25 protein-coding genes are annotated in these 24747 nt (G+C 36.2%); 7 read left to right on the plus strand and 18 right to left on the minus strand.

Going from position 1 to position 24747, the window contains the following annotated elements:
* Positions 1-63 precede the first annotated feature (63 nt).
* From JP39_RS10765 to JP39_RS10780, 4 genes are all read left to right on the plus strand, one after another.
* A complete protein-coding gene (locus tag JP39_RS10765; protein ID WP_041500230.1) occupies positions 64-951 on the plus strand; it encodes a LysR family transcriptional regulator in 888 nt (295 codons plus the stop codon).
* Positions 948-1358 (plus strand): nucleoside 2-deoxyribosyltransferase, encoded by a 411-nt coding sequence (locus JP39_RS10770; protein ID WP_041500228.1) that lies wholly within the window; start codon positions 948-950, stop codon positions 1356-1358. The genes JP39_RS10765 and JP39_RS10770 overlap by 4 nt, the downstream gene beginning before the upstream one ends.
* Before the next feature lie 12 nt (positions 1359-1370).
* Entirely contained in the window at positions 1371-1988 is a 618-nt protein-coding gene (locus JP39_RS10775; protein WP_041500227.1) for a hypothetical protein, read from the plus strand.
* Positions 1989-2140: 152 nt separating this feature from the next.
* Entirely contained in the window at positions 2141-3376 is a 1236-nt protein-coding gene (locus tag JP39_RS10780) for a CAP domain-containing protein (protein WP_041500225.1), read from the plus strand.
* Between the two features lie 176 nt (positions 3377-3552).
* On the opposite strand, the gene JP39_RS10785 is transcribed toward JP39_RS10780, so the two are convergent.
* The 5 genes from JP39_RS10785 to JP39_RS10805 all read right to left on the minus strand — a co-directional run bounded on the left by JP39_RS10785 (position 3553) and on the right by JP39_RS10805 (position 6681).
* Positions 3553-3858 (minus strand): PTS fructose transporter subunit IA, encoded by a 306-nt coding sequence (locus JP39_RS10785; protein ID WP_041500223.1) that lies wholly within the window; start codon positions 3856-3858, stop codon positions 3553-3555.
* Between the two features lie 128 nt (positions 3859-3986).
* Positions 3987-4835, minus strand: a complete 849-nt coding sequence (locus JP39_RS10790) for a PTS system mannose/fructose/sorbose family transporter subunit IID (protein ID WP_041500221.1) — start codon at positions 4833-4835, stop codon at positions 3987-3989.
* Positions 4836-4837: 2 nt separating this feature from the next.
* On the minus strand, positions 4838-5689 hold the full coding sequence (locus tag JP39_RS10795) for a PTS mannose/fructose/sorbose/N-acetylgalactosamine transporter subunit IIC (RefSeq protein WP_041500219.1): 852 nt from the start codon (positions 5687-5689) through the stop codon (positions 4838-4840).
* A 43-nt stretch (positions 5690-5732) separates the two neighbouring features.
* Positions 5733-6227, minus strand: a complete 495-nt coding sequence (locus JP39_RS10800) for a PTS sugar transporter subunit IIB (protein ID WP_041500218.1) — start codon at positions 6225-6227, stop codon at positions 5733-5735.
* 16 nt (positions 6228-6243) lie between these two features.
* Positions 6244-6681 carry a PTS sugar transporter subunit IIA gene (locus tag JP39_RS10805; protein ID WP_041500217.1) on the minus strand — a complete coding sequence of 146 codons (438 nt, stop codon included), beginning with the start codon at positions 6679-6681 and terminating at the stop codon, positions 6244-6246.
* Between the two features lie 544 nt (positions 6682-7225).
* Here JP39_RS10805 and JP39_RS10810 point away from each other — a divergent pair.
* The 3 genes from JP39_RS10810 to JP39_RS10820 all read left to right on the plus strand — a co-directional run bounded on the left by JP39_RS10810 (position 7226) and on the right by JP39_RS10820 (position 11290).
* On the plus strand, positions 7226-9751 hold the full coding sequence (locus JP39_RS10810) for a PRD domain-containing protein (protein WP_041500215.1): 2526 nt from the start codon (positions 7226-7228) through the stop codon (positions 9749-9751).
* Positions 9752-9858: 107 nt separating this feature from the next.
* Positions 9859-10464: an SLAP domain-containing protein gene (locus JP39_RS10815; RefSeq protein WP_041500213.1), complete on the plus strand. Its 606-nt coding sequence runs from the start codon at positions 9859-9861 to the stop codon at positions 10462-10464.
* Positions 10465-10483: 19 nt separating this feature from the next.
* Positions 10484-11290, plus strand: coding sequence for a CAP domain-containing protein (locus tag JP39_RS10820; protein WP_041500211.1), 807 nt, complete (start codon positions 10484-10486; stop codon positions 11288-11290).
* Positions 11291-11328: 38 nt separating this feature from the next.
* Here the strand turns inward: JP39_RS10820 and JP39_RS10825 are convergent, their stop codons facing one another.
* The 13 genes from JP39_RS10825 to JP39_RS10885 form a co-directional block, all read right to left on the minus strand.
* The gene (locus JP39_RS10825) at positions 11329-11868 is read right to left on the minus strand and encodes a dihydrofolate reductase family protein (RefSeq protein WP_041500210.1); all 540 of its coding nucleotides are present in this window, start codon (positions 11866-11868) and stop codon (positions 11329-11331) included.
* 247 nt (positions 11869-12115) lie between these two features.
* Positions 12116-13345 (minus strand): phosphopentomutase, encoded by a 1230-nt coding sequence (locus tag JP39_RS10830; protein WP_041500208.1) that lies wholly within the window; start codon positions 13343-13345, stop codon positions 12116-12118.
* A gap of 1 nt (position 13346) precedes the next feature.
* Positions 13347-14513 carry a YhfX family PLP-dependent enzyme gene (locus JP39_RS10835; RefSeq protein WP_041500206.1) on the minus strand — a complete coding sequence of 389 codons (1167 nt, stop codon included), beginning with the start codon at positions 14511-14513 and terminating at the stop codon, positions 13347-13349.
* Between the two features lie 2 nt (positions 14514-14515).
* Positions 14516-15613: an aminotransferase class V-fold PLP-dependent enzyme gene (locus JP39_RS10840; protein WP_041500204.1), complete on the minus strand. Its 1098-nt coding sequence runs from the start codon at positions 15611-15613 to the stop codon at positions 14516-14518.
* Positions 15606-16490, minus strand: a complete 885-nt coding sequence (locus JP39_RS10845; RefSeq protein ID WP_041500203.1) for a phosphotriesterase family protein — start codon at positions 16488-16490, stop codon at positions 15606-15608. The genes JP39_RS10840 and JP39_RS10845 overlap by 8 nt, the downstream gene beginning before the upstream one ends.
* 23 nt (positions 16491-16513) lie before the next feature.
* A complete protein-coding gene (locus JP39_RS10850) occupies positions 16514-17806 on the minus strand; it encodes a YhfT family protein (RefSeq protein WP_041500201.1) in 1293 nt (430 codons plus the stop codon).
* 72 nt (positions 17807-17878) lie between these two features.
* Positions 17879-18244 carry a DUF2620 domain-containing protein gene (locus JP39_RS10855; protein ID WP_041500199.1) on the minus strand — a complete coding sequence of 122 codons (366 nt, stop codon included), beginning with the start codon at positions 18242-18244 and terminating at the stop codon, positions 17879-17881.
* Positions 18237-18596, minus strand: a complete 360-nt coding sequence (locus tag JP39_RS10860) for a PRD domain-containing protein (protein ID WP_041500197.1) — start codon at positions 18594-18596, stop codon at positions 18237-18239. The genes JP39_RS10855 and JP39_RS10860 overlap by 8 nt, the downstream gene beginning before the upstream one ends.
* Before the next feature lie 12 nt (positions 18597-18608).
* Entirely contained in the window at positions 18609-19523 is a 915-nt protein-coding gene (gene yhfZ, locus JP39_RS10865) for a GntR family transcriptional regulator YhfZ (RefSeq protein ID WP_041500195.1), read from the minus strand.
* 206 nt (positions 19524-19729) lie between these two features.
* Positions 19730-21652, minus strand: a complete 1923-nt coding sequence (locus tag JP39_RS10870) for a BglG family transcription antiterminator (RefSeq protein ID WP_082330696.1) — start codon at positions 21650-21652, stop codon at positions 19730-19732.
* Positions 21653-21667: 15 nt separating this feature from the next.
* The gene (locus JP39_RS10875) at positions 21668-23122 is read right to left on the minus strand and encodes a glycoside hydrolase family 1 protein (RefSeq protein ID WP_041500192.1); all 1455 of its coding nucleotides are present in this window, start codon (positions 23120-23122) and stop codon (positions 21668-21670) included.
* Between the two features lie 11 nt (positions 23123-23133).
* Positions 23134-23472 carry a PTS lactose/cellobiose transporter subunit IIA gene (locus JP39_RS10880; protein ID WP_041500191.1) on the minus strand — a complete coding sequence of 113 codons (339 nt, stop codon included), beginning with the start codon at positions 23470-23472 and terminating at the stop codon, positions 23134-23136.
* Positions 23473-23502: 30 nt separating this feature from the next.
* Positions 23503-24741 (minus strand): PTS sugar transporter subunit IIC, encoded by a 1239-nt coding sequence (locus JP39_RS10885; protein ID WP_041500190.1) that lies wholly within the window; start codon positions 24739-24741, stop codon positions 23503-23505.
* Between the last annotated feature and the right edge of the window lie 6 nt (positions 24742-24747).

Raw genomic sequence — 24747 nt, forward strand, 5'->3', positions numbered from 1 at the left:
ATAATGTTAAATACTTATCATGAATCAATAACCATACCTTTTTCTTATAATAGGAGTCTATCAATGGATGTTAGAGTTTTACGCTACTTTATTGCCATCGCGCAGGAACAAAATATTTCTCGAGCTGCCCGTTTATTACATATTTCGCAACCGGCTTTATCACGACAAATCGCTGATTTGGAAACTAATTTGGGGACTCAATTATTCATTCGTGGCAAACGACAGATTCAACTGACTCAAGACGGTTATTACCTTTTGGAACGTGCCCACGAGATTGTCGATTTGGTCGATAAAACTACCTATAATTTACAAAAGCAGGACGTCGTCAGTGGAACTTTGGATATCGGAGCTGGCGAAAGCATTGCCATTCAGGGTGTTATGGATACCGTCCACGACATCATTCACAAATATCCAGAAGTTCACGTTAACTTTAATAGTGGCGATTATACTGTGATTGAAGCTGCACTCGATAGCGGCGTTCTAGAATTCGGCATCATCATGGGACGACACGAATTTAATAACTACAATACTTTGGAGTTGCCGATGAAAAACCGTTGGGGTATTTTGATGCGTAAGGACGAACAATTGACGACAAAAAAATACATCCAACCAAGTGATTTGATTGGACGTCCGCTATTAGTTTCCCATCAAATTAAGCAGCACCGTGATTTCAAAAATTGGAGTCAGGGATTATTCGATCAATTCAACTTTGTGGGAACTTATAATTTAATTTTCAATGCTAGTTTGTTGGTCAAAACTGGCGCCTGTATGGCACTGACATATGATGATCTGGTAGACGTTTCCGCCGACAGTGATTTAACCTTTCGTCCACTATCTCCTGAATTAACCGATCCGAATACTTTGATTTGGAGTAAGAAACGAACTTTACCTGATGTGGATAAATTATTTTTAAAGACTCTCAAAGAAAAAATTGGAGAACAGTCAAAATGAAAATATACTTTTCAGCCTCAATTCGGGGCGGACGTGACGATGTAAAAATTTACAAACAACTGATTGATTTTCTCAAACAGGATAATCAAGTTTTGACGGAACATATTGGCGACCCATCCCTTTCAGTTGTCGGTCAAAAACAAGACGATTCATATATAAGAGACCGTGACATTGCCTGGCTCAAAGAAGCCGACCTAGTAGTGGCCGAAACTTCCAATCCTAGCTTGGGCGTCGGTTACGAACTTGCCTACGCGGAGAAGTTGCACAAACCCGTCATTATCCTGCATAATTCTAAAAACGGCCAGTTGTCCGCAATGATCAATGGGACTGATTATTTTAAAGATATTTTTGAATACTCAACAGTCACTGAAGCAATCACGATTTTAAAAAAGAAACTCAAATTATAGGGGGAAATACAGATGAAATCATCTAAATTAGTAACTTTAATTGCATTTTTAGCCATGGCCACAATTGGAGGATTATTAACTTCTCAAAGTGATGTTAAAGCCGTAAAAATTGCTACAACCACTACCAGAAGAGGACCAGCCAAGCTTTATACTTCTGATGGGACGGAGATTACCGACCGTGCGTTAAGCCCAAATACAGAATGGGCTGTTGGTAAGATTATTACCCGCGACAATGGAGATTATTATTACCAAGTGGCTACTAATGAATATTTATCATACGAGGACTCTACCTTGTCTGATATTCAGAATCCCGTTCAACAGCCTTTAATTGGTACCGTACGATCTCGCTTTCATGATGGTACTGTGACTATTGATAAAAACCTTGGTGGTATATCTCCCACACCTCGTCTACCTGAGGGCTCAAGATGGCGTATTGGTCAATGTCTTGTTAATACTTTCGGTGAAATATATGTTGAAGTAGCTAGAAATACATATGTTCCAGCTGTTCATATGGTATTCAATCAAATATTACCAAATCCAACATATGATGTAGGGTTCTTTTATCAACCTTTCCGCGATCCACAAAGTGCGTATAACTATACCAGCATTGATGGTTGGTTCAATTTCTAAAATTCACTTAATACACCTGATTAATTATTTATAACAAAAAATTGATTAGTCGGAAGGGCTATCTTTCAATTTTACCTATTGATATATTAATTAAATTCTTCTATTCTTAAATTATCCGATATTTAGGATAATATGTTTAGGGGGATCCACAAATGAAATATTCTAAATCAGCAACAATTATCGCTGCTTTAGCAATGGCCTCTACAGCAGGTTTAGCTTTATCACAAAAACAAGCTGACGCCTCAACTATCGCGACCATAACTACCAAAGGACCAGCCACGTTATACGATATCAATGGCAGTCCAATCACCAACCGCGCCCTTGCACCAAATACTAAATGGGCTGTCGGAACAATCTTTGTTGCCAACGGTAACATGGCTATTTATCAAGTTTCAACCAATGAATACTTGAGATCAACAGAAGCCAATTTAACGGGTGACTATGCCTACTTACAACCTAAGAAGACAGCCTCAACCGACAAATTAGTAGGAAAAATCATTAATGGTAACGCGCAATTGTACCGTGACGATACCAACGCCATGTCTGACCGTTTGTTAGGAAATAATTCCAACTGGGCAATTGGTAAGCATTATCTAAATAAAAATGGCGATGACTTCTTCCAAGTTTCAACTCACGAATATGTCAATGGCAAACATTTATCTTTGAACCATATGCCACAAGACACTACATACAGTGCTAACTTTGGTATTCCTGGCGCAAGCGTTGATACAAGTACTGAAACTACTACTTCAAACAACAATAATAATAACAACGATTGGTCAAATATCGGTACAGATAATAATTCAACCGTTGTAAATACTAACAACAATTCTAATAACAATAATGTTGATACAAATACCAACACAAATACTTCAACTAATACGAATACAAACACGGCTTCATATAAACCAAATTTGGCAAATATTAATAAGTACTTTGTTGAATATTTGAACGCTTTGCATAAAGCTAATGGTACTGACCCTGTTAACTTGGATAATGATATGATGACTTATGCTCAACAACGCGCTAGCCAACAAGATGGTGGCAATTTGGATCATTCAACTGCTACTAGAAACTTATCAGAGAATCTATCAAGTGCTGGTTTCCATTATATGAGTTACGTTGGAATCAAATCAGACAAAGATGCAGCATACTTCCTATTAAAGGATTGGTATGACGAAGATAATAATTATTATCCAATGGGACAAGCTGGACACTTCGGTCACCGTGCTGCCCTAATTTATTCAGGTCCAAATGTTGGTTTAGGTATTACTGATGGTGATGCCGCCTTTAATGCCAACTGGCATGACCTTGATCAATTAAACGCACTATATGATTACACAGGCTCAAATCCTAATACTAAGTTCATCTCCAAAGATGCTATCTAGTAAATAATCTAATAACAAAAAAATTCTCCAAATAACATTTCAAAATGTTATTTGGAGAATTTTTAATTTAACTGAAGGGTTAAACTCTAAACCGTTTATACACGTTGCTGTATTAAGTTCAGTTGTAGTCTTATTCAATAATATACATGTATTAAACTAACCGGAGGAACCGATAGTTACTTATGTGATTTCTTATGTAAATAATCAACTTTAGATTCATAATCATCGATCAAAGCATTGACGTTCTGTTGACCTTTCCATCCTGAATATCCAAATAGTAACATCCCGAATGCACCAAGAACCAACAATACAATACCTAAGATTTTTAACCATGAACTTTGAGCATGATAGAAGTAAATCAAGACAATTCCAATACCACCAAGAATAGTAAAGAGCTGGAACCAATAACCTAAATTCTTTAGCATATGTTTTTGATAAGTAACTTCTTGCTCATAACCATCTTTCATTTCTTGAAATGTCATCTTACTTCTCCTTTACATTTATTTCTAACTGAATATTTCAAAATATCCTAACCATCATATTCGTAATACCAACAAACATATTTAATTAAACTAGCAGGTAGATATTCTCATACCTAGAGCCGGCTTTTTTAATATGAAAGACCTGGGTTGAAGAATCCAAGCAATACACCTACAAGTGAAACAGCAACCAAAATCAACATAGTCCAAATAGCTGAAACATGTTTCTTAGTCATTAACCACCAGCAGAAGAATGTAATTGCAACGGTCAAGATTCCGGGATAAATACTATCCAACTTATCTTGTAAGTTTAGGAAAACCTTTCCGTTTGATCCAACTAATTTCAATGATGTTGTGACGTTAACCCATGAAGCTAGAACACCACCAACGACCATACTACCAACGATTCCGATAGCGTGACGAATAGCTGCTCCTTGTTTACCAACTAGGAAACTAACGGCTTGGTCACCAAATTTGTAACCACGGAAGTATAGAAAACGTTGACCAAAGTAAGCGATTAGTACCCATGAAACGATATAGAAGATAGCACCAACTGGTGAACCACCTGAAGACATGCCTAATGAAATACCTAGCAAGATAGGAATCAATGTACCATCAATCAATGAATCACCGATACCGGCGATAGGTCCCATAAGACCGGCACGCATATCATTAATTGTTTCGCCATCAATATTTTGACCGTTGGAACGAGCTTGTTCCATACTTGCTGTAATACCAACAATAACTGTACCCAACATAGGGTTTGTATTAAAGAAAGCTGTGTAAGCATGAATTGCTTTTACTTGATCATCATGCTTTGGATATAATTTCTTGATAATTGGTAGCATTGAAGCCATGTAACCAAAAGTCTGCATATGTTCTTGAGAGAAACATGTTAGTGCTCCCCAGAACCAACGATGGAAAGATTTATTTAATGTCTTCCGATCAAGTTTTTTCATAGTATCAGTAGTATTTTCCATGATCAAATATCCTCCTCATCGTCATCATCTGGTCCATCTGCAACCGACGGCGTACCATTATTTGAACCTCTTGCCATTTCAACTTCATAGAAGATAACGGCGAACAATAGTGAAATAACTGTTACTGAAACTAGGTTTAAGTGTAGAGATGCTGCTAATGTGAAACCAACTAAAAATGGTACAAAATCAAGTGGAGTATTAATAATTTGACGGAGTAAGATAGCAATTCCGACACATGGAAGCATTCCACCAACAGTGAATAGTGTCTTCATAGCAACACCATCCATTGGTAAAGCATTACGTAATGCTGTAACAGCTGTAGAACCATAATATGTTAGAAGCATTGTAGGAATGAATGAGAACAAAGCGTGTGAAATCCAAGGCCAGCCAAAGTTAACAGCAGTTAATTTATCAAGCTTACCATTGTGAACATCTTTCCAACCAAATGATTGCCAAACTAGATTCATTGTTGCAACGGCGTAGTACAAGACAGTACCAACGGTACCAACCAAAGTACCAACTGATTTAGCAAGGTTAGCAGCACTACCACTCATAGGATTCAATCCTTGTGCTGTAATAGCAACCATTGCCAAAGGAATACCGATATAAGAAATTGCACGAACATCGGCTGAAACAGTACCACCTGGTGTAACCAAAGCGATGTAAACCAATTGCATTGCGACACCAGCAGCGATACCTAGTGGCACATTTCCAAGTACGATCCCACAAATGAGACCACCAACTAATGGACGACCGATTGTATAATTACCTACTGCTTGACCAGCCATACAAGAGTTGGAACATAAACATGCGAATAACCCTAAAATAGCAGCTTGAACCCAACTAATTGTCATTTTAAATACCCCTCTTTTTAATATCGAACGTTTGAATCAAATGTTAATAACCAAACTTAGACTTGAATTTACCCCAATCACCGATACGTTGATCTGGCAACAATGCGAAGTCAACTTTATAACCAGCCTTTTCAATATCCTCAAAAGCATCGGCCTCTTCTTGCGTGAATGATTGGTTGTCACCTAATTTAATTGCGTTATCACGATCATTACCAGGTCCAACAATAATTGTCTTAATATCTCCTGGTACAAATCCCATATCTACCAAAATTTGTTTCATATCTTGGGGATTCTTTGTAATTAAGAAATAACGTGTTGATGAATTTAATACCTTATCTTTAACTTGTTCAAAATGTGCTAATGTCCAGACGAAAGTTTTCTTTTCCGAAGCTGCTTTATAAGCCTCAGATAAAATTGGATTGTTAGCTGCCTTATCATTAACAGCGATAATTCCATCACAAGGATATTCTTTACCCCAACGAACTGTAATTAGTCCGTGAATCATTCGATCGTCAATACGTACAAAAGAAATTGCCATAATAATAAATCCTCCTCTAAATATCGTCGTCAGATAAATCATCTGATGATTGTGTTGTATCAAATACTTTTATAGCATCAGTTGCTTCTGATATTATCTTTTTCTGCAAATCCTCATTTGATAAACTGTCTTTCGACATTGTTGCTGTTAAAGCCATTGGGAAATTCATTCCTCCCATTACCAAGCTACCTTGCAACTTGCCGTGATTGTTTAGAACGTTGCAGACAGTTGTCAGTGGACTTCCACCAATAACATCAGCTAAAATCACAAATTCTGAATCGTCTGGAAGATTACTTACTGTATCTTCAAAACGTTTCTCCAGTGTGGAAGCTGCCTCATCTTTTTTCAAACCAACAGCAATTACTGATTTGACAGGATCTCCAGCAAACATACTCAATGTTTGTCTCAATCCTTTTGAGAAATCACCGTGACTTACAAGTAGTAAATATTTCATTTTATCTCTTCCATTCTGTAAAACATCATTAACGTTGAATGTCTACAGGTCTGAGAACATTTACCTGCTATGCGGAACGGTCCGAGCCGAAGTGCGGTCTCGAACCTCGGTTTGAAGCCTTACCAAAGTTCGGTAAGGCTCCAAACTCGCCCGGTGGTGTAAGAGCTAAAGCTCTAACGCCACTACCACAGCTGGTAAATATTCTCAGCCCTTCCGACCAAATCAGTATAACTAGATAACAGTTGTTCTTTTTTCTACATCTGTTCAATCCAATCAGGACTTAAAACTTTCAACTATTAATAATTGCTTTATAGAAAACGGTAGTCGGCATCGGTAAAGAATCTGTTTTGTTCTATTCATCTACTGTGGTTTTCGATACCGTTAAGGAAGCACCCCCTTTCATTTGAGTTACTGTAGACCGCTTCTATTCATCTGGACTTAAATAAATATAACGCTTACAATGTCTATATTAATCACAGTCAAGTAGAAAGTCACCTGTACGTTGTGATTAATTATCATCGTTAGTGCTTAAGGAGTGATTATTTTGGATGCTTTAGAAAAACTATATACCGCCATATTGCAACGGTTTCCTAACGAACGTATTACAACTAAACAGGCTGCAGATGCCGTCGGATTAACCCGTGGCGTCACAAGCAGTTACCTTTCTAAATTGGAAAAACAAGATAAGCTTAAAAAGTCTGGAACCAGACCTGTTTACTGGCAAATCAAAAAAGACCCATCGGCCTTCGATAACTTAATCGGGGCTGACGGGAGTTTAAGTTCTGATATTCAACATGCTTTAGAGGCAATTGTTTATCCGACAAACGGCTTGCCAATTTTTATTACTGGAACGCCGGGAAGTGGCAAACGTACCTTTGCTCGTGCTATCTATCAAGAAGCAATACGACGAAAGGCACTGACTAAGAATGCCACTTTTCAAATTATGGATTGCATAAATTACAAGGATCAACCCGATAAATTTCGCAGTGACCTATCCAAAAATATCGGCGATTTCAAAGATAAAGGATCCAATCAAACTGGCTATTTATATATTAAAAACCTACAATCACTTACTAAAAATGACCAACATTATCTTTTCAATACTACTAACCAGCAGGAGTTTTCCGGACCTCGATACATTTTCTCGGCTACAGCGGATATCGATAAACTAGACAATGCTTATTTCAAATCAGCCGCAGTTCATATTACCCTTAGACCATTAAACCAACGTCCTTTTGCGGAACGAATCGCTTTTATAGCTATGTTTTTACAACAACAAGCTAATCAAACTGGCCGAGGAATCATGATTTCTCCCAGCAAATTGATTAAACTTTCTACCATTAAACAAATCAATAATATCCGTGGATTGAACAATTACATTCAACTCCTTTGTGCTGAAGCATATGCGCATACGCCTGAAGGGGACTTGCTATTTATCAGTGACATTTCTGAAAAAGCCATCCACATATTGCCAAATCAGCAAATGGTAACGGACAGCATTCGGTCACTAACTAACAGTTCGTTGCAATTGGGCACTACTTTAACATCCCTACTCAACAAACTGACGGATTCAGTTCAACGTGGCGAAACCATTTCCGAGCAGTATTTCCTTGTGATTAAAATCATTAATCAATTAAGCACTGCAACCAGTGAAGAACTCCTAAATCCGTCCATACAGAGAATTAAGGAGTTAATTCATAAATACATCACCCATCCATATGGTGTAACTTTTCCCAAAGATGAGACTTTCTGGAGAAATATTACGCTCGCATTCGTATTTGCCAACCTATATGACGACAATATTGCGGGTTCTGAAAAGGTGCCTCATTTACAAGAACAAGTTAAGGAACACTATCCACGATCCCATTATCTATTTCATAAATTACTAGAAAAAACTCTTCCTAGACGAGTAGATAGTGAAGCTTATTACTTACCTTTCTTCATATTGATGTATCAATGTGCTGATGAAATTGAAGCCGTCCGTTATAATGCAATTTTACTTGCTCACGGTGAACATACTGCATCAAGTATTCAACAAGTCGTTAATTCATTGTGTGGAAATTACTTTTTTGAAGCTTTCGACATGCCAATCGACATTTCATTGGAACAGATTAATACTTACGTTAGCAAATATCTTGAAAATCAACCTAGCTCAACACAAGGAAATATCATCTTATTCGATATGGGGTCATTGCGCCAAATGTTTACTAAGATTAAGCGGACTTCGAATCAAGAATTGCTAGTTGTGAATAATGTCACCACTTCAATGGCATTGGACACTGCACTTCGTATCCAACGAAACGATAGTTTCCAATCAATCGCTGAAGCTAGCAAGAAATATAGTTTAAGCACTGACGCACAATATTATGAAGGCCTCTCAAATAAGAAGAATATTATCGTCTCTTGTATGTCTGGTGTAGGGCTATCGAAAGAATTGAAGAAACTTATCGACTCAACACTTTCACCTTCACTCGAAGTTATTGCGCTTGATTATAAAAAGTTACATGAATTGTTGGAAAATAATGATCAGCAATTCTTCTCCAATACATTGTTGATTATGACGACATCTGATGTCAGCGACAGTCTCGATTTGAACATCATGAATATTTATAATATTTTCGATAAAGTCACCTCTTCAAAGCTTCAATCAATTTTGTTAAACGCTGGCGAAACTAAAAAATCGACCACATCCCTAATTGATCAATTACTAAGGTTCTTATCAATTGAAGGTATTCGCGGTCGACTACAGATTTTAAATCCTGATATTGTGATTCAAGATAGCCAAGATGTAGTTTCTCATTATGAAAACTTTTATAACGTCAAATTCGAGGCTAGACTAAAATTAAACTTATACATGCACCTTTCGTTAATGTTTGAACGGATGCTGATGAGTCGAAGCAATTCTGAATCAGTTATCAAACAGGAGTCTCTAACTGATAAAGAACGTGACTTCTTCTCACTTTCACATGGTATTTTTAAGCCAGTTGAGCAAAAATTCAACATTACGATTCAAGATTACGAAATTGAGCTTTTGTATCAATTGCTTAAAGATTTTATTTTCGTTAATTAAGTGTCAAATTATGAAATCGGTTACTTTTGATATTGAAATATTTATAAAATTCTTCTATTCTTAAATTATCCGTTAGTTAGGATAATCTGTTATAGGGGGATTTTTTTATGAAATTAACCAGATCAGCAGCTTTAATCGCTGCTCTAGCAGTGGCATCGGTCGGTGGATTACTTGTCACACAGCACGACGCCAAAGCATCTACAGTCGCCACAACCATTACCAAAGGACCAGCTTGGCTTTACACTTCTGAGGGGAAAATGATTACTGACCGTGCCCTTGCACCAAATACTAAATGGGCTGTTGGTAAAACCATTACTATCAACGGCGAGAAACTTTATCAAGTCGCTACCAATGAATATTTGAAAGCCAGTGACTCTTCATTATCTGGCAGCAATGTTCAAACACAGCAACCTGCTCAAACTGCCCTGATTGGAACAGTTACAACACACGGAGGCACGCTGACAATCAGTAAGCGACTAGATGACCTTTCCGACAACATCTTACCTGAAGGTTCACAATGGCAAATTGGAAAATACGTTATAAATCGTCTCGGAAAAAAATACGTTCAAGTTTCTGGCGATGACTACGTTCCTATTTCCCATATGAAATTCAATAAGGCACTACCCGAACCAACTTCAGATCCTAATCTATATTATTATTGGCAAATGGATCCTAAATTGAATCCTGGATATACTCCAAATACAGACTATTAGAAAATATGAGGAATAGACGATGAAAAAATTTAGATTAACCGGTATTATTGCCGCTCTAATCTTGGTCACATTCAGCGGACTTATTTCGACACAAAATCAAGTTGATGCGGCTAAAAGACCAACATTTTTCGTACGTAAAGTCACTAGACTTTATACTTCTGAGGGTAAATTAATCAGTAATCGTGCTTTAGGACCTTATACTAATTGGGCTGTGGGTAAACTTGGCTTCATCGACGGTGCAGAATATGCTCAAGTAGCAACCAATGAGTACGCATTTATTAGCGATGGTCAAATCAGTAACGATCCAAACGTTGAGGTTCAAATCACAAATTACAAACCTGATATCAACAAAATCAATGACTATATTGTTAAATATGTAAATGCCATTCATGCTGCTAACGGAACGCAACCAGTTCATGGATCGACTGAACTCATTAATTACGCCAATCAGAGAGCAGCGCAACAAACTAATGGTCAATTGAGCCATTCAACTGCAACTCGTGAGATGTCAGAAAACTTATCTAGTTCTGGCTATGATTATCTTCTTCATTGGGGATACGTTCATTCAGACAGAGATGTAGCCTATTATCTATTGAAAGGTTGGTATGACGAAACTTACAATATGGGAAGCTACTTAGGAACACGTGGTCATTTTGGACACAGAGCTGCGATAATCTATTCCGGACCAACCGTTGCAGTCGGTATGTCTAACGATGCTTCATCTTTCGTTGCTGACTGGGCACCAGGTAATGACTTCATGAATCTCTATAATTATACGGGAACTTCGCCAAACACTAAATTTGTTTCCAAAGATTCCGTTCGATAAAAAAAAAGAAGGAAAATCCTCTGCGATTTTCCTTCTTTTTACTTGCTATAAGTTAGATAAGCAATTCCATTAACCTTCTTAGCTGATTCCAAGTTAAACTCTTTGAACTTGGTTTTGTCAGAAAACAGTGGAATACCACTACCCAAAACGATTGGAACGATACCGATTTGATAACTATCAATCAAATCACTATTTACTAGTGGAGCGATAATACTACTGCCACCGATAATCCAGACGTCTTTCTTTGATGGTTGGCTCTTCAGCATTTCGACCAAATCAACAACGTTATCCCGGATAAAGTTAATATTACCAAGGCTCTCAGTTGGATGTGTCGTTAAAATATAATTTTCAAACGAATCATACGGATAATTATTAGGTGATAATTTGTTGGCTACTTGCTCGTAAGTTTTCCGTCCCATTACCACTGTATCAATATGTTTAGTTAATCTTTCATATTCACGATCAGTCGTTTCCCCCGAAGTAAAGTCACTATCAATTAAAAAATCAATATTGCCATCTGTTTCAGCAATAAAGCCGTCCAAAGTTTCAGCGATAAACAAGATAACTTTGCGTGCCATGATTTTGTCCTCCAATTGACCTATTTAGTTGAAACAATTATATAATCAATTGGCGGTAAATACATAACTTCAAGCAATATTTTAATTTTACTTTTTGTCATTTATTTTATTTCTGCAAATTATTCTATCTATTGGTCTCGATTATTGTTATACTAAAACCGATGCAGCTTTTATAAGTGGCAATCTCAGTCACTTTGTATCGGGAAATAGGCAGGTGTGGTCACCTGTCTATTTTTTTGCGCTTTTTTTAATCGCCTATATCTGTTCCATCAATAATTCTATGTAGAAAGCTTTTACCATTTTCAGGTGCTTCAACTCCAAAATAATCAGCTCCAGTAGCTCCAACATCAGAAAGCGTTGCTCGATCACCTACATATTTATTATGTGTACCCTCTTTGTAAATAAGTAACGGTGTACGTTCACGTGTATGTAGTGTAAACCCAATCGTTGGGTCATCCCCATGATCAGCCATAACAATTAAAATATCGTCACCCGTATATAGCGGTAATACTTCTTCCAATTTTTTATCAGCCTTTTCCAAAACATCGGCATAACTAACAGGGTCTTCAGCATGACCTGCCAAATCGGTCTCTTGAATATTCATGAACAATAATCCATTTTTCATATCCTTAGACTGTTCTATAAATTTATCAAACAAATAATTTGTATCTACACCAGGGAATTTTCTGTCAGTATCAACATTTATGATATCTGACGTTTTACCAACTAGTGCAACATCAATATCAGAACGATGAAGTATTTGAGGTAATTGAACTTTAGGATTTATTCCATACCCTAAATGAATAACATGATAGTCAACGTTATAAACACCAGACTCGGGAGCTGAAACTCCAACATATTTTTCATGCTCTATCTTTAAAGCTTTCAAAATATCCTTCAACGTAACTTCACGACCACCAAAGGCAATTACACGAGAAACCTTAACAACGCTTCTCACAGACTCACCCAATCTAGTAATCTCATCAAACGGCATCTCATCTAAAGCCGCTGTGACATTATAAACTTGACCTGGGTCTGCCTCAAGATTATCTCCAATTGTCGCACAATCGTTTACAAGCAATAGCTGATACCCGGGATCACCATATCTCTTAACATCAAAACCGTCCTTTTTTACTTGTGCCTCGACTGTATCAATTACTTCATTAAATGGTTGTAATAAAGGCATTTTAGGCTTTGTTCCCATTATTTCCTGATGAGCCAAATAAGAATCAGCCCCATGATGCATTAAATTAGAAGTACCCCAATTAGCAGTCGTAGAGAATTTAAAGTCTCCTCTTTCTTCACCAATTGCATTCATTAATCCTAGTTTAATTAAATTTGGTATTTTAATTTGTGGAACCGCTTTAATGATATTTAAAGCAGTATTAGCCCCAATATCATCAGGACGTACCTTAGGCACATCGTCCATTGCGCCAACACCAAAACTATCTAAAACAATAACTCCAAACTTGCCCATATTACTTAACTCCTTTCGCTAATTCTCTTCCCTGTGTATCATACAAACCAATCAATTTTGGACTTCCAGTATGTAACCCTTTAACAAGTGCAACTGTACTTCTCGTTACGAACATCTGAGTTCTGCTTGACATTACTACTGGTAAACCAGATTTAAACTTTTTATTTAATTCTAAATAATAATCAATACTTGAGTTATCTAGTGGTAAAACTTCTGCAGACTCTACCTTATCGCCATCTTTGACAATCGCATTTTTGAGATGACCCCTGCGATAGTAACCACCACCATAGATAAAACTATGATCACCATAACTATGTGAAATTTCACTCACATAACAATAAGCAGGTTTTTCTGGCAAGTCCTTTGTTGCATGCATTGGTGTCGTCCCTGTAAGTGAGTGACCTGGCTCACCCTCTGTACCGCCTAATTCACTGATCAGCTTAATTGATTTAGTAGCAGTTGCTGACGGCAAGCTAACGACAGAACATTCAACTCCGTGCTTATTAAATAATTCTTTAGCCTTTTTTACAGTTTCCATATTCGATGTTGAATGATAATCACCAGTTTTTTCATCGAATAAAATGGCAGGAAATGTCGTTAGCCCGACAACTTTTACATTAGACAAATCTCTCAATTCACTTAATTGATTATCCAACTCATCCAGCGTAAATCCGCCAACCTGTCCTGGATAAATATCATCTTTAGTATCTTGAATCTTTAAAATTACTGGTTGAATTTTACCCACAGCCTTTGCGGCCTCATTCAAATCGACAGTATTTTCAAGTGAATACATCGTAAAATATTTAGTTCCATAGGAAATTATCTTTTTTAACAAAGCCTTAGGTGTTTGAACCAAATGTCCAACATTTCCTAAATTCAATCCATTTTCCATAAAAACTTCTGCTTCTCGAAAATCTACTACGACTGCATTTTCAATACCTGCTGATTGAATTTCTTTAGCTACAATAGGATTTCGACCCAATTGCTTAGTCATATAGAGTAATTCGACACCATATTTTTTAGCTTCAGCCACCATCTTAACTGTATTATCATGTATCATATCCAAATCAATTACGTAAGTGTCTGGCAGTATTTGACCCGTTTTATGTAATTCGAAAGCAAAGTCTATCAACTCCGGATTATGTTTTTCAAGCTGTTTCAAAAACATTGTTACTTCACCACCTTGCCAATACTGTTCTTTAATATGCGTACAATGGTATCTGCACCACATCTGTATGGATTAATACGAATTGTCGTTTTAAGTAATTCTGGATCATATTCTTTAAACGTTCCCGAAACTCTGTAAAACATCGGAATAATCTCATACTTAGACTCAGCCCCAACTGGATTTGGAGCAGCTCCAAGCGCATTAGTATACTTTAAGATTTCTTGAGCAATTGGCTTTTCAAATTCAACCAATAAGACCTTGGATTGGGCATTAGCCACATAAGCTGAAGCAATCCCTGATACTTCATTACTATTAAGTCTTTCAACCAACTCATTAACTACACGTGCCTGATTGGCTAAAGCAACCGGAGCATATGTTAGTCCTCGCAAAACATCTAGAGCCTCATGACCTTGAACTTGGGAACCACCAGAATAATTTTCCTTGCGTAATTTATCCAATTCCTCTTTGTTCCCAACGATACAGCCGATACCTTCGGGCCCAAGTAATTTAAATGTGGAGAAACAACTAAGTGATGCACCCAACTCAACACCAATTTTATTAACCTTCATAACGGCATAATTATCATCTGTGACGATGGGAATATTAGGATATCTTTCTTTAAGATACGAAATGACCTTTTCCATAGAATAAGAGTCACTAGGCTGTTGACGTGTATATTGAATCAAAATTGCCGAAATGCCTTTAGGTAAATCTTGATTTTCAATGTCGTTATAATCCACTGCCACTGTTTTAATGCCCATACTGTCAATCGAGACCTTAGTCGTTGGGTAAATTGGTGCTCGATGAACTAGTAATTGTTCACCAGGCTTTAAAACAGAGTGTAAAGCTAGTCGAATGGCTGACGTTCCGGATCCTCTGACTAACATTGCTGCTTCAGTACCAAAGAAATCAGCTAGAACTTCTTCAACCTTCTTGGTATATCTAGGTTGATTGAGACCCGGAACAACTCCCAAGTCACCTCGGCTCAATAATTCATTACCTTCAAAATGACGAGTCATTGCATCAACCAATTTGAATTGTTTATCGAGGGCAGCATCTATTGAGATGCTCTCCAAAGGATACGTTTTAAATTTAGGCATTGATATCACCATAGATTCTATGTGGATTTTCATTTAACATTTTATTAATGAATTCTTCAGAAACACCAGCTTCCTGAAGTTGAGGTACAAAGTTATCTAGTAAATATGAATAACCATTACCACCGTTTTCTTTTAAGTGTGATTTTCTTGTAATATCCATAGACATTACTACTTGATCAGCAAATCCTGCTGCTTCAATATCCTTAAGCATTTGAACCCTAATAGAATCTGCTAAATAGTTATTTTTTCCAATGGTATCGAATTCCACATTAATACCTGTCTTCAACATATCAATGACATAGTCAGAACTTGCTGATAAATCAACATGCCCAATTACAATCTTGCTCAGATCTGCATGGTTACGTACGAAGTAATTAACTTGTTCATGGCCTAATGTTCCAATTGATGTATGAGTACTGATTGGGCAACCAGTTTCTTTTTGTGCAATAACAGCAGCATCAAATACCTTGCCTTCGCCTTCAGTCCACTTACCTTTGGTAGTAGCAATTTCTCCAATAACTCCAGCCTTAACGTTTGTGCCCTTAATTCCGACTTGAATATCTTTAATCATTCCTTCTGCTAGTTGGTTAACTGACAATCTAAAAACTTCGACTGGTAGAAATGCATCTTGATAAAATCCGGTAGATTGAACAATATTGATTCCGGACTCTTCAGCAACTTTTTGTGCGTAAGGAATATTTCTTCCCATTCCTCGATTACTCATATCAATAACATTACGAACTCCTTTGGCATACAAGTCCTTAAATTCTTCAATTACAAGTCTTTGTGAATCAAGATGACAATCTTCATTATGCTTAACTTCCGACAAATCAATTGGAATATGTTCGTGTGAATAAACCATACCAGGTACTAACATGTGAAATTCCTCTTTCCTTTAATTTAAAAAATCATTATTACTCTTAAAATATTAAGTAGAACACCAAATGCAATTGTTGCGATAGGACCAACTGCCATATCTACTAATGGTTTCTTTGATTTCTTATTTAATAGCCAGAAACCAATAACCCAGAAGAAACCGATATTGGCAGCCATCTTATTACATGCGATAGCAGCACCTATTAACAGTGCAATTGCAATTGTATCTTGTAACGATGTTCTAATATGTTCACCCATATCTCTCAAACCAGGGAACTTATCCAATCCTTTAGCAGTTGCTGCTAATAATTGAACTTCAATCCACATCCAGACAAAACCGGCGATGAAAGCTACAATTGGTTGACCTTTCAGTAAAAGACCAAGTGCAAAGATAATTGTTGTTCCGGCCATACCGTAAACACCAGTTACGATGGCTGTTGAGAATACCAACGGAATGAAACCAATAGCACGAGCAAATGTAGCAATAGCTGCTTCCATAACTTGATTCTTAACTAACAATTGTTGTGGTAACACATCAACAGCAATAATTAACATACTTGATGCAGCTGTAATTAAACCACCCATAATTGATAGCCAGATCCAGTTACCTTTGATACGACCAACACGTTTTGAGAACACATTGACTAGACTCGCATTAGAATTCCCATCGCCTTTAATTTGTGCAGCGAAGTAAATCATACATACCATTGCAACTAACAAAGCCATACCAATGGCATTTAATGTAATTGTGTAACCATTTACTTTGAAAGTACCAAACTTCGTAGCTAATAAGTAAGCCAAGAATGTTAAACCAAATGTGATGAAACCTTTCTTGGGATTGTGTTGACTTGCAACAGCAAGTGCTGGAAACGCACAAAATGCTAACAAAATTGGACCGCTCATTAATGAAAGTGCAGGCAAGAAATTAAATGGTAACATCTTGAACATTGCAACAATTGAAGAAAGTCCAAATAGCAAACCTGCACCATAGATGGCACCTACGATACCAGCTAAAGCTGTACCCCATTTGTTGTCTGGAGTCCATGTACCAATAACATCGGCTGCCAGTAAAATACTATGGGCAACCAGAATTGTTGACCCAATTGAAACAGGAATACCAAAACCAATGATTAAACCAAAACTGACGGCAAAACTGGTAGCAGCCAATTCTTTTCTAGTAATCTTGCCTTCAATATATTCAGGCATGATGGGTCTCAACCCATCGTTAAAAACGGCAATACCACGATTGGCTAGGATTGATCCGACACCACCAACGGCAGCAATTAATATGTAATTAATCAGCGTAGTAACATTCATTGTTATACCTTCCTTTATTTGTTTTCAATATACTGTATATTGTATATTGAAAGATAGATAAACAGAGTTAAATTATTTCACTAAATATTTCACTAAAATTGGTAGTACAGTATCCTTAGTATTAATGGTAAAACCAAATGCTACTTTACCTTTATTATTAATTTGATCCGCAATTTCTTCTTCGGATAACACTTTTGATGGTGACGCTACAGTAACTGTTTTATCTGACCCTAGAAGTGCCGTTGCCATTGCCAATGCTCCACCAGCTCCTGTTTCACATGCACCAATATAATAATCTGCTTCTCCAGCTTGGATTGACATTGCTGCTTCAAGATCATTCTTAACAGTTATTTCAACATCCTTATCACCAATCATTTTTTTCAAATCAGCTTCAATCTCATCTTTACCCATTTGACCACCGATTACAATTTTAATCATTTTGATTCCTCCTTAATATGTTCAAAACATGTAGCAAAATATATTTCGTCTCACCTTCTGTGAATTCTACTGGTGATTTTGATTTTAAATCATTCCAGACAGATCTCGCAACTTTGTACTCTGGTTTCCCAGAAACTTGTTGCCACAATTCATCTGGCATTTCATCAACCTTCTTATTTTCAAACATACGGTTAATTGCCACTGATAGATGAATCAATAGCATTTCATTATCATTACTGTAATAATTTTTCAAAAAATAATCATCGACATCTGTTAAAAAGTCAAAGGAGTCCTGATCCAACTTTCCCAGTCTGTGCAGTACCTTCAACTTCTCTTCAGTAGTTTCTTTCATTTCTGTCACCTCCTAATATTCGGGTAAAATTTCACCAGAAATTACTGCTTTTTGAACAGATGTAATCTTATCAATATCGGCATATCTTTGAACAATTTCCTTAATAAATGTATTACCCTTTTTACATAATAATGCTGCGCTTGATGACTTTTTAACTAATTCACTATCAATCGGACTGTACGAAACTGGATAATTTTTTTCTTCGACTTCATCCCGGTTCCAAATTGCGGCATCAATACTTCCATTTTCAATTCTTTGAACAATTTGGTTATAAGGTGTCTCAATCATTTTTACATCATGATTTTTAACGATTTCCTGCGTCAGAATTTTGTAATCGATTGAGTATGAATCAACACCAATGCTCATGCCATCGTATATAAAGTCATTTCTGCCTTTCTTATGTACAATAACATGCTCTGAAACGTAAGTTTTTTGTGGAAGTAATGTGACAAGGTCAACATCATTGTGTTTTACTAGATAATCGGCTGTTAGCCCTGAAGTAACTATAAAGTCATAACGATTACTATTTAATCCATTCAAACGATTTATAGAGCCATTAACATAAGCTAAATTTAAATTCAATTTCTTATCTTCAAATGACTTATAAAAGCCAGTGCTTAAACCCTCGTAATATTTCGTATATGGTAATGGCATAGCGCAAACGATATTTCTATCATCAAGATAGTTCAACAACTTATCCTGATCTTGATCTACTAGATACGTTCCCATATGTCCTTTGGATACAGTGACGATTGCCTTATCAGTCTTCAAAGTCTCTAATGCACTTTGCATCGTTCCTCTTGAGGTATTAGTTTCGTTACACAACTCATCAACAGTTGGAACTTTATCGCCTACTCCCAATGTAAAAAACTTCTTTGCTAGATAGATCAAAGCAATACCTTTTTTTTGATATTGTATTTCTCGCATTATTACATCTCTTTCCCAATATACGGTTTTTAATATATTGCTTTCAACGACATTAGTGTAAGCCCTTGCATAATTTATGTCAATATATTTTTTACCATAACCTGTATATCCATATTATTTTCTTAACATATCTATTAGAACATACAAAAAAGGAATCATACAAATGTTTGTATGATTCTCTTCTAAATATATTTCACATCGAGCACTCACAACAAGTTTGTTAACTGTTTAATAAATTCTTCATAAGTCCTAGCTTTAACTAATTCTGCAATATTTTTAGGATCCACTGCAATTTGTGATAAATCATCAAAGATGTTTCTATATGATTGTTTATTCTCCTTATTAACCGCCAACAAAAACATTAAATTAACTTCATGATTATCTTCATTCCACAAAATACCTTTTGGAGCAATAACAACATACCCTTGTGTCTTCAAGGCAATCATTTGCATAGAATGTGGTATTGCCACGCGTCCAAAAGCCGTACTTGACATATTCTCGCGAGCTTTTAACTTGTCAGAAAATTTTTCAGGAATAACATTTTTACTCTCCAGTTCATCACATACGGTCTGAAAAATATCATCCCTCTCAACCTTATCATCTACTACTTTAAAATTATCCTTCGGGAAAAACCTTTCCAAATTACTTGTAAAATTAATTTTCTGCTGCTGATGTTTATGACTTTCGATCAATTGATTAATACGTTTGTAATCTGCTTGAGTCATAAACTGCGAAATATTAGCATGATTTATTCCTGGCAACTGATATTCTGAATTAACTTGAATCACAAAATCAACTTTACGTGGATAATCTTTCTCATTTATCATTTCAGGAGTATGAACAACACTCCCAATAACCATATCTTGACTAAAAAGTCGTTCCAACCTGCTAGCAAAATCATCTGTATCATTTTGATAATCAGGCATTAAAACAACAACGTACAGCTTATGTAAATCATTTATATACTCTGACACTGCATTACCAATATGCATTGCAATATAAGCAATTTCGTCGTCCTCCAAAGTAACATGTTCTATTTCTTCCATTCGATTAGAAATCAAAACTGCACATTCATAAATAATAGGAGAAGACTTTCTTATACTTGCAGTCATTGGATTACGCTCAACATATCCTCGTGAGGAACGCTCAAGCAGACGCTGAATATGAATGGCAAATTGCTCTCTAAAATTCAAAACTCTCAAATCAATATTTAGCATCGAATTAACATACTTTATTAAATCGTCAACCAACACGACAGTACTATGTTTAACTGTATCTTCCAAATTCCGATGCTTACGCGTAATAGAAAATTGGATAATCAACTTTAAACTTTTTCGTTCCGCATCAGAAAATTTAATTTTTTCATTGTCTTCAACACTATCAATTAACTTATTTCCAAACTCTGTTTCCTGAATTACCTTTTCATCCGAAAGTAAATCAGATTTTAATTCATATTTCGTTTTTCCTTCGGTATTCTGCGGTTGATAGCCGTTCTTAACTCTATGGGTAGCAATCGCTATATGTAACAGAATATTATTGAAGTCAAATGTATTCAAATAAATATTTTCTAATTGAGTTAATCTTCTTATTGAATTTGAAATCTGAACTACGTCTATATCAGGGAAACTTTCTTGAATAGTCTTCGTTCCAATGAATGTCTGCTTTGATTCACGGTACAGAATATCACTGATTAATCGTCTCTTATTCATTTCACTACCGATTAGGGCCCAGTCATCACCACTCTGCTTCAATTCCAATTCAAAAGGCTTAACGTACTGCTGAATCTCCCGGAAAAGTTTAACTACTGTGGATTCACTTAAATATAGTTGATCTGCTACATCGTACAAATTTAACTTTTTCTGTTGAGTAAACTCATTAGTCAAAACTCGTTTAATACTTTCGTAATCTGAATTGTCATTGTTGGTACTATTTACTTTTTTCTGGTTAAATTTATACCCTTTATTGCTAACAAAAATAGCTGTAGCATCGATTAAATCTTTTGCGTAGCGTTTAATACTACGTTGAGATACACCAATTACCACAGCTAATTCGTTAGAGGTATGCCATCCAGGGTTATTTTGTAAATAGTCCCATAATTCTTTCTTATGGTCTTTACGCAAATAACTCATCTCCGTATACGTCTTTTATATTTCTTTTCCATTTGATGAAATAACATTCTTATACCAATAGTAGCTGTCCTTCAATAAACGCTTACCACTACCATTACCTTCATCATCTTTATCTACATAGATAAATCCATAGCGTTTGGACATTTGTTGTGATGAACAACTAACAATATCAATTGGACCCCATGCACAGTATGCAATAACTTTTGCACCGTCATGAATTGCTCTACCGACTTGTTCGATATGCTCACTCAAATAATCTGAACGGTAATCATCATGAATCTTACCATCCTCCACTTTGTCATACATACCGATACCATTTTCAGCAATAATAATTGGCTTTTGATAACGATCCCAATACTGACTAAGCGTGTTGTATAGACCTTGTGGATCCACGGCCCATCCCCATGGACTTTCCTTCAAATAAGGGTTCTTACTATTATCCGATGGACGATACTCGTTCTTTGAGGCATCAACCATCTTGGAGTAATAGTAAGAAATTGCTAAGAAGTCCATATGGTTATCTGCTAATAGTTTCATATCGTCATCTTTAATATCAAGTTTGTCACCGCGTTCAGCAAAATAGTTCTTAGCATACTCAGGATAATATCCACGGAATTGAACATCAGTGAAGAAATATTGTAAACGATTTTGACGCATTGCTAAAATCACATCATCAGGTTTACAACTGGCTGGATAAGCAGTCCCATCCGCAACCATAGTACCAATTTGAATGTCTGGATTATTTAATGATTTGGCATATTGTTTAATCCATGCAGCAGCAACCATTTGATTATGAACAGCTTGATACAAGGCTTCTTCTTCATTCTCATACTGATCAGCACAGACTCCGACAGATAGGAATGGTTCAATTTGAACCATGTTAATTTGATTTACAACAATCCAATATTTAACTTTCTTACCAAACCAGTCTAATAATGTTTTTCCGAATTTCTCAAACATTGGAATAACTTCTCTGTTAGGCCATCCACCATACTTAACAGTTATGTTGATTGGAGTTTCATAATGGTTCATCGTGATAATTGGTTCAATACCCAAATCAAGCATGGCATCAATCATTTTATTGTAATGTTCTAGCGAACTCTTATTGGGCTCAGAATCATCACCATTAGGGAAAATACGTGACCAATCTAATGAAGTTCTAAGTGTTTTGAATCCCATATCAGCCAAAAGTTTTAAATCATCAGGATACGTATGGTAGAAATCAATTCCAAAACGTTTTGGATAATAATTCTTAGTATCATGCATATTAGCTTTCACTTGCTCTAATTGCATACCTTGAGTTTCTAGCTCTTGAATTTTTTCATTAGATAATCCTTTTAAATACGGTTGGACATCAGATGAATTCAATCCTTTACCATCTTCTTTGTAAGCACCATCAGCCTGACTGGCTGCTTGAGCACCACCCCAAAGAAAGTTATCTGGGAAATATGGATATCTGCTATCTTTCATAATTTATCTCCTTATCTAGTTTTTTGATCGCGCTTTTCAAATACTGTAATCAAGTGTTTGGCAAAATTATATTCACTCATAATAGTCATTAAAGTATCTTGGGCATGTGTAAATAACACTGAATACTTAACTTCTTCGCCTTCTGCTTCTTCCTGAAGTTTCTTAGTTTGCAATCTATGTGCAATAACTAACTTTTCGTCAGCTTTTTTTATATTTTCTTTTGCAGAAATGTAATTGAAATCTCCGATGTCATCTAATGCATTAGCTATAAATGCTCGGGCATCACCGGCATTAATAATAATTTCCATCGTATCTTTGACTGATTTATTATCAAACTCTTCCTCTGCCATAAGATGTCTTCCTCCTAAAAATAAAATCTTTTAATTTCGTGCTGCTTCTTCTTGAAGAACTTGTCCATCATAAACTTTAAAGAATGGGAACCAGATTAACCATGCGACTACAAAGATAATTGCCATTAAAATGATTGCACCAACTGATGGGCTAACAATCCATGTTGAAATTGGAAATGGAATGTACCACATCTGCATTAATGCCTTTGGAATTGCGGCCAAGCCCATCTTTAAACCAAGCCAAGTAATAATTGGAATAACAATACCGTTGATCCATAGAGGAATCATCAAGTATGGGTTCCAAACAACAGTACCAAAAACAAGTGGTTCATTTATATTGAATAATGATGGAACAATACAAGCCTTACCTAGTGCTTTTAAACGTTGAGATTTAGCCATCAACAACATCATTAAAGCTAAAGGCATGGTACATCCAACACCACCAATCCATGCCCAACCACTGTAAATAACTTCACTAGTGAAGACATGAGTTGCAGGATTGCCAGCAGCAACTGCAGCAACATTAGCTGCAATGCCACCAAGCATTAATGGTTGAGTGACTGGAGAAAGTACCCAACCAGATATACCCATTGAATAAATAAAACAGTCTAAGAACAAAATGAATGTAAATCCATAAATTGTATCTGCTCCTGATGCTAAAGGTGCGAATATCGATTGAATTGCGTTATACATATTAAAATGTGCTACATCTACTAATAGCCAACCAAATATAATAATAATTCCAATAGGTAACATAGAATCAAACCATGATGTTACAAAATCCGGAATCACTGTATCTTCACTAAAGAATGAAAATCTTCCAAAAGCCTCCATTATCAAACTGACAAAAATAGCAACAATAATGGCGACAAACATACCACCTGCACCAAATTCACTAAAACTAAATGAAGCTGTAGCTCCTGAATTAGTGAACTTTGGATTAATTAACATCATAAACAAAGCGACAGATGTTAATCCAGCGATAATACGCTGTTTTTTAAGCTTCTTATATTCCATATAGTTGAATGGAACCAGAAACGCAACAAAAATTGATAATAGTCCAAAAGTAAAGTTGCTTACCGGTGTAAAATCAGGCCACCAATTCCAGAAATTTCCAGGAATATTTAGCAAACTAACTACTGAACCAACAAGAATGAATGGCAACACTTCAAGAACTGAATTCTTTAGGGTTACGATCCATTGATTGTTCCCAACAACTTGTGCTTTTGGTGCAAACTTAGTGTTGAGAAAGTCCATAAATTTATCCATTTTGAC

This window comes from Companilactobacillus heilongjiangensis (assembly GCF_000831645.3).
Taxonomy (GTDB): Bacteria; Bacillota; Bacilli; order Lactobacillales; family Lactobacillaceae; genus Companilactobacillus; species Companilactobacillus heilongjiangensis.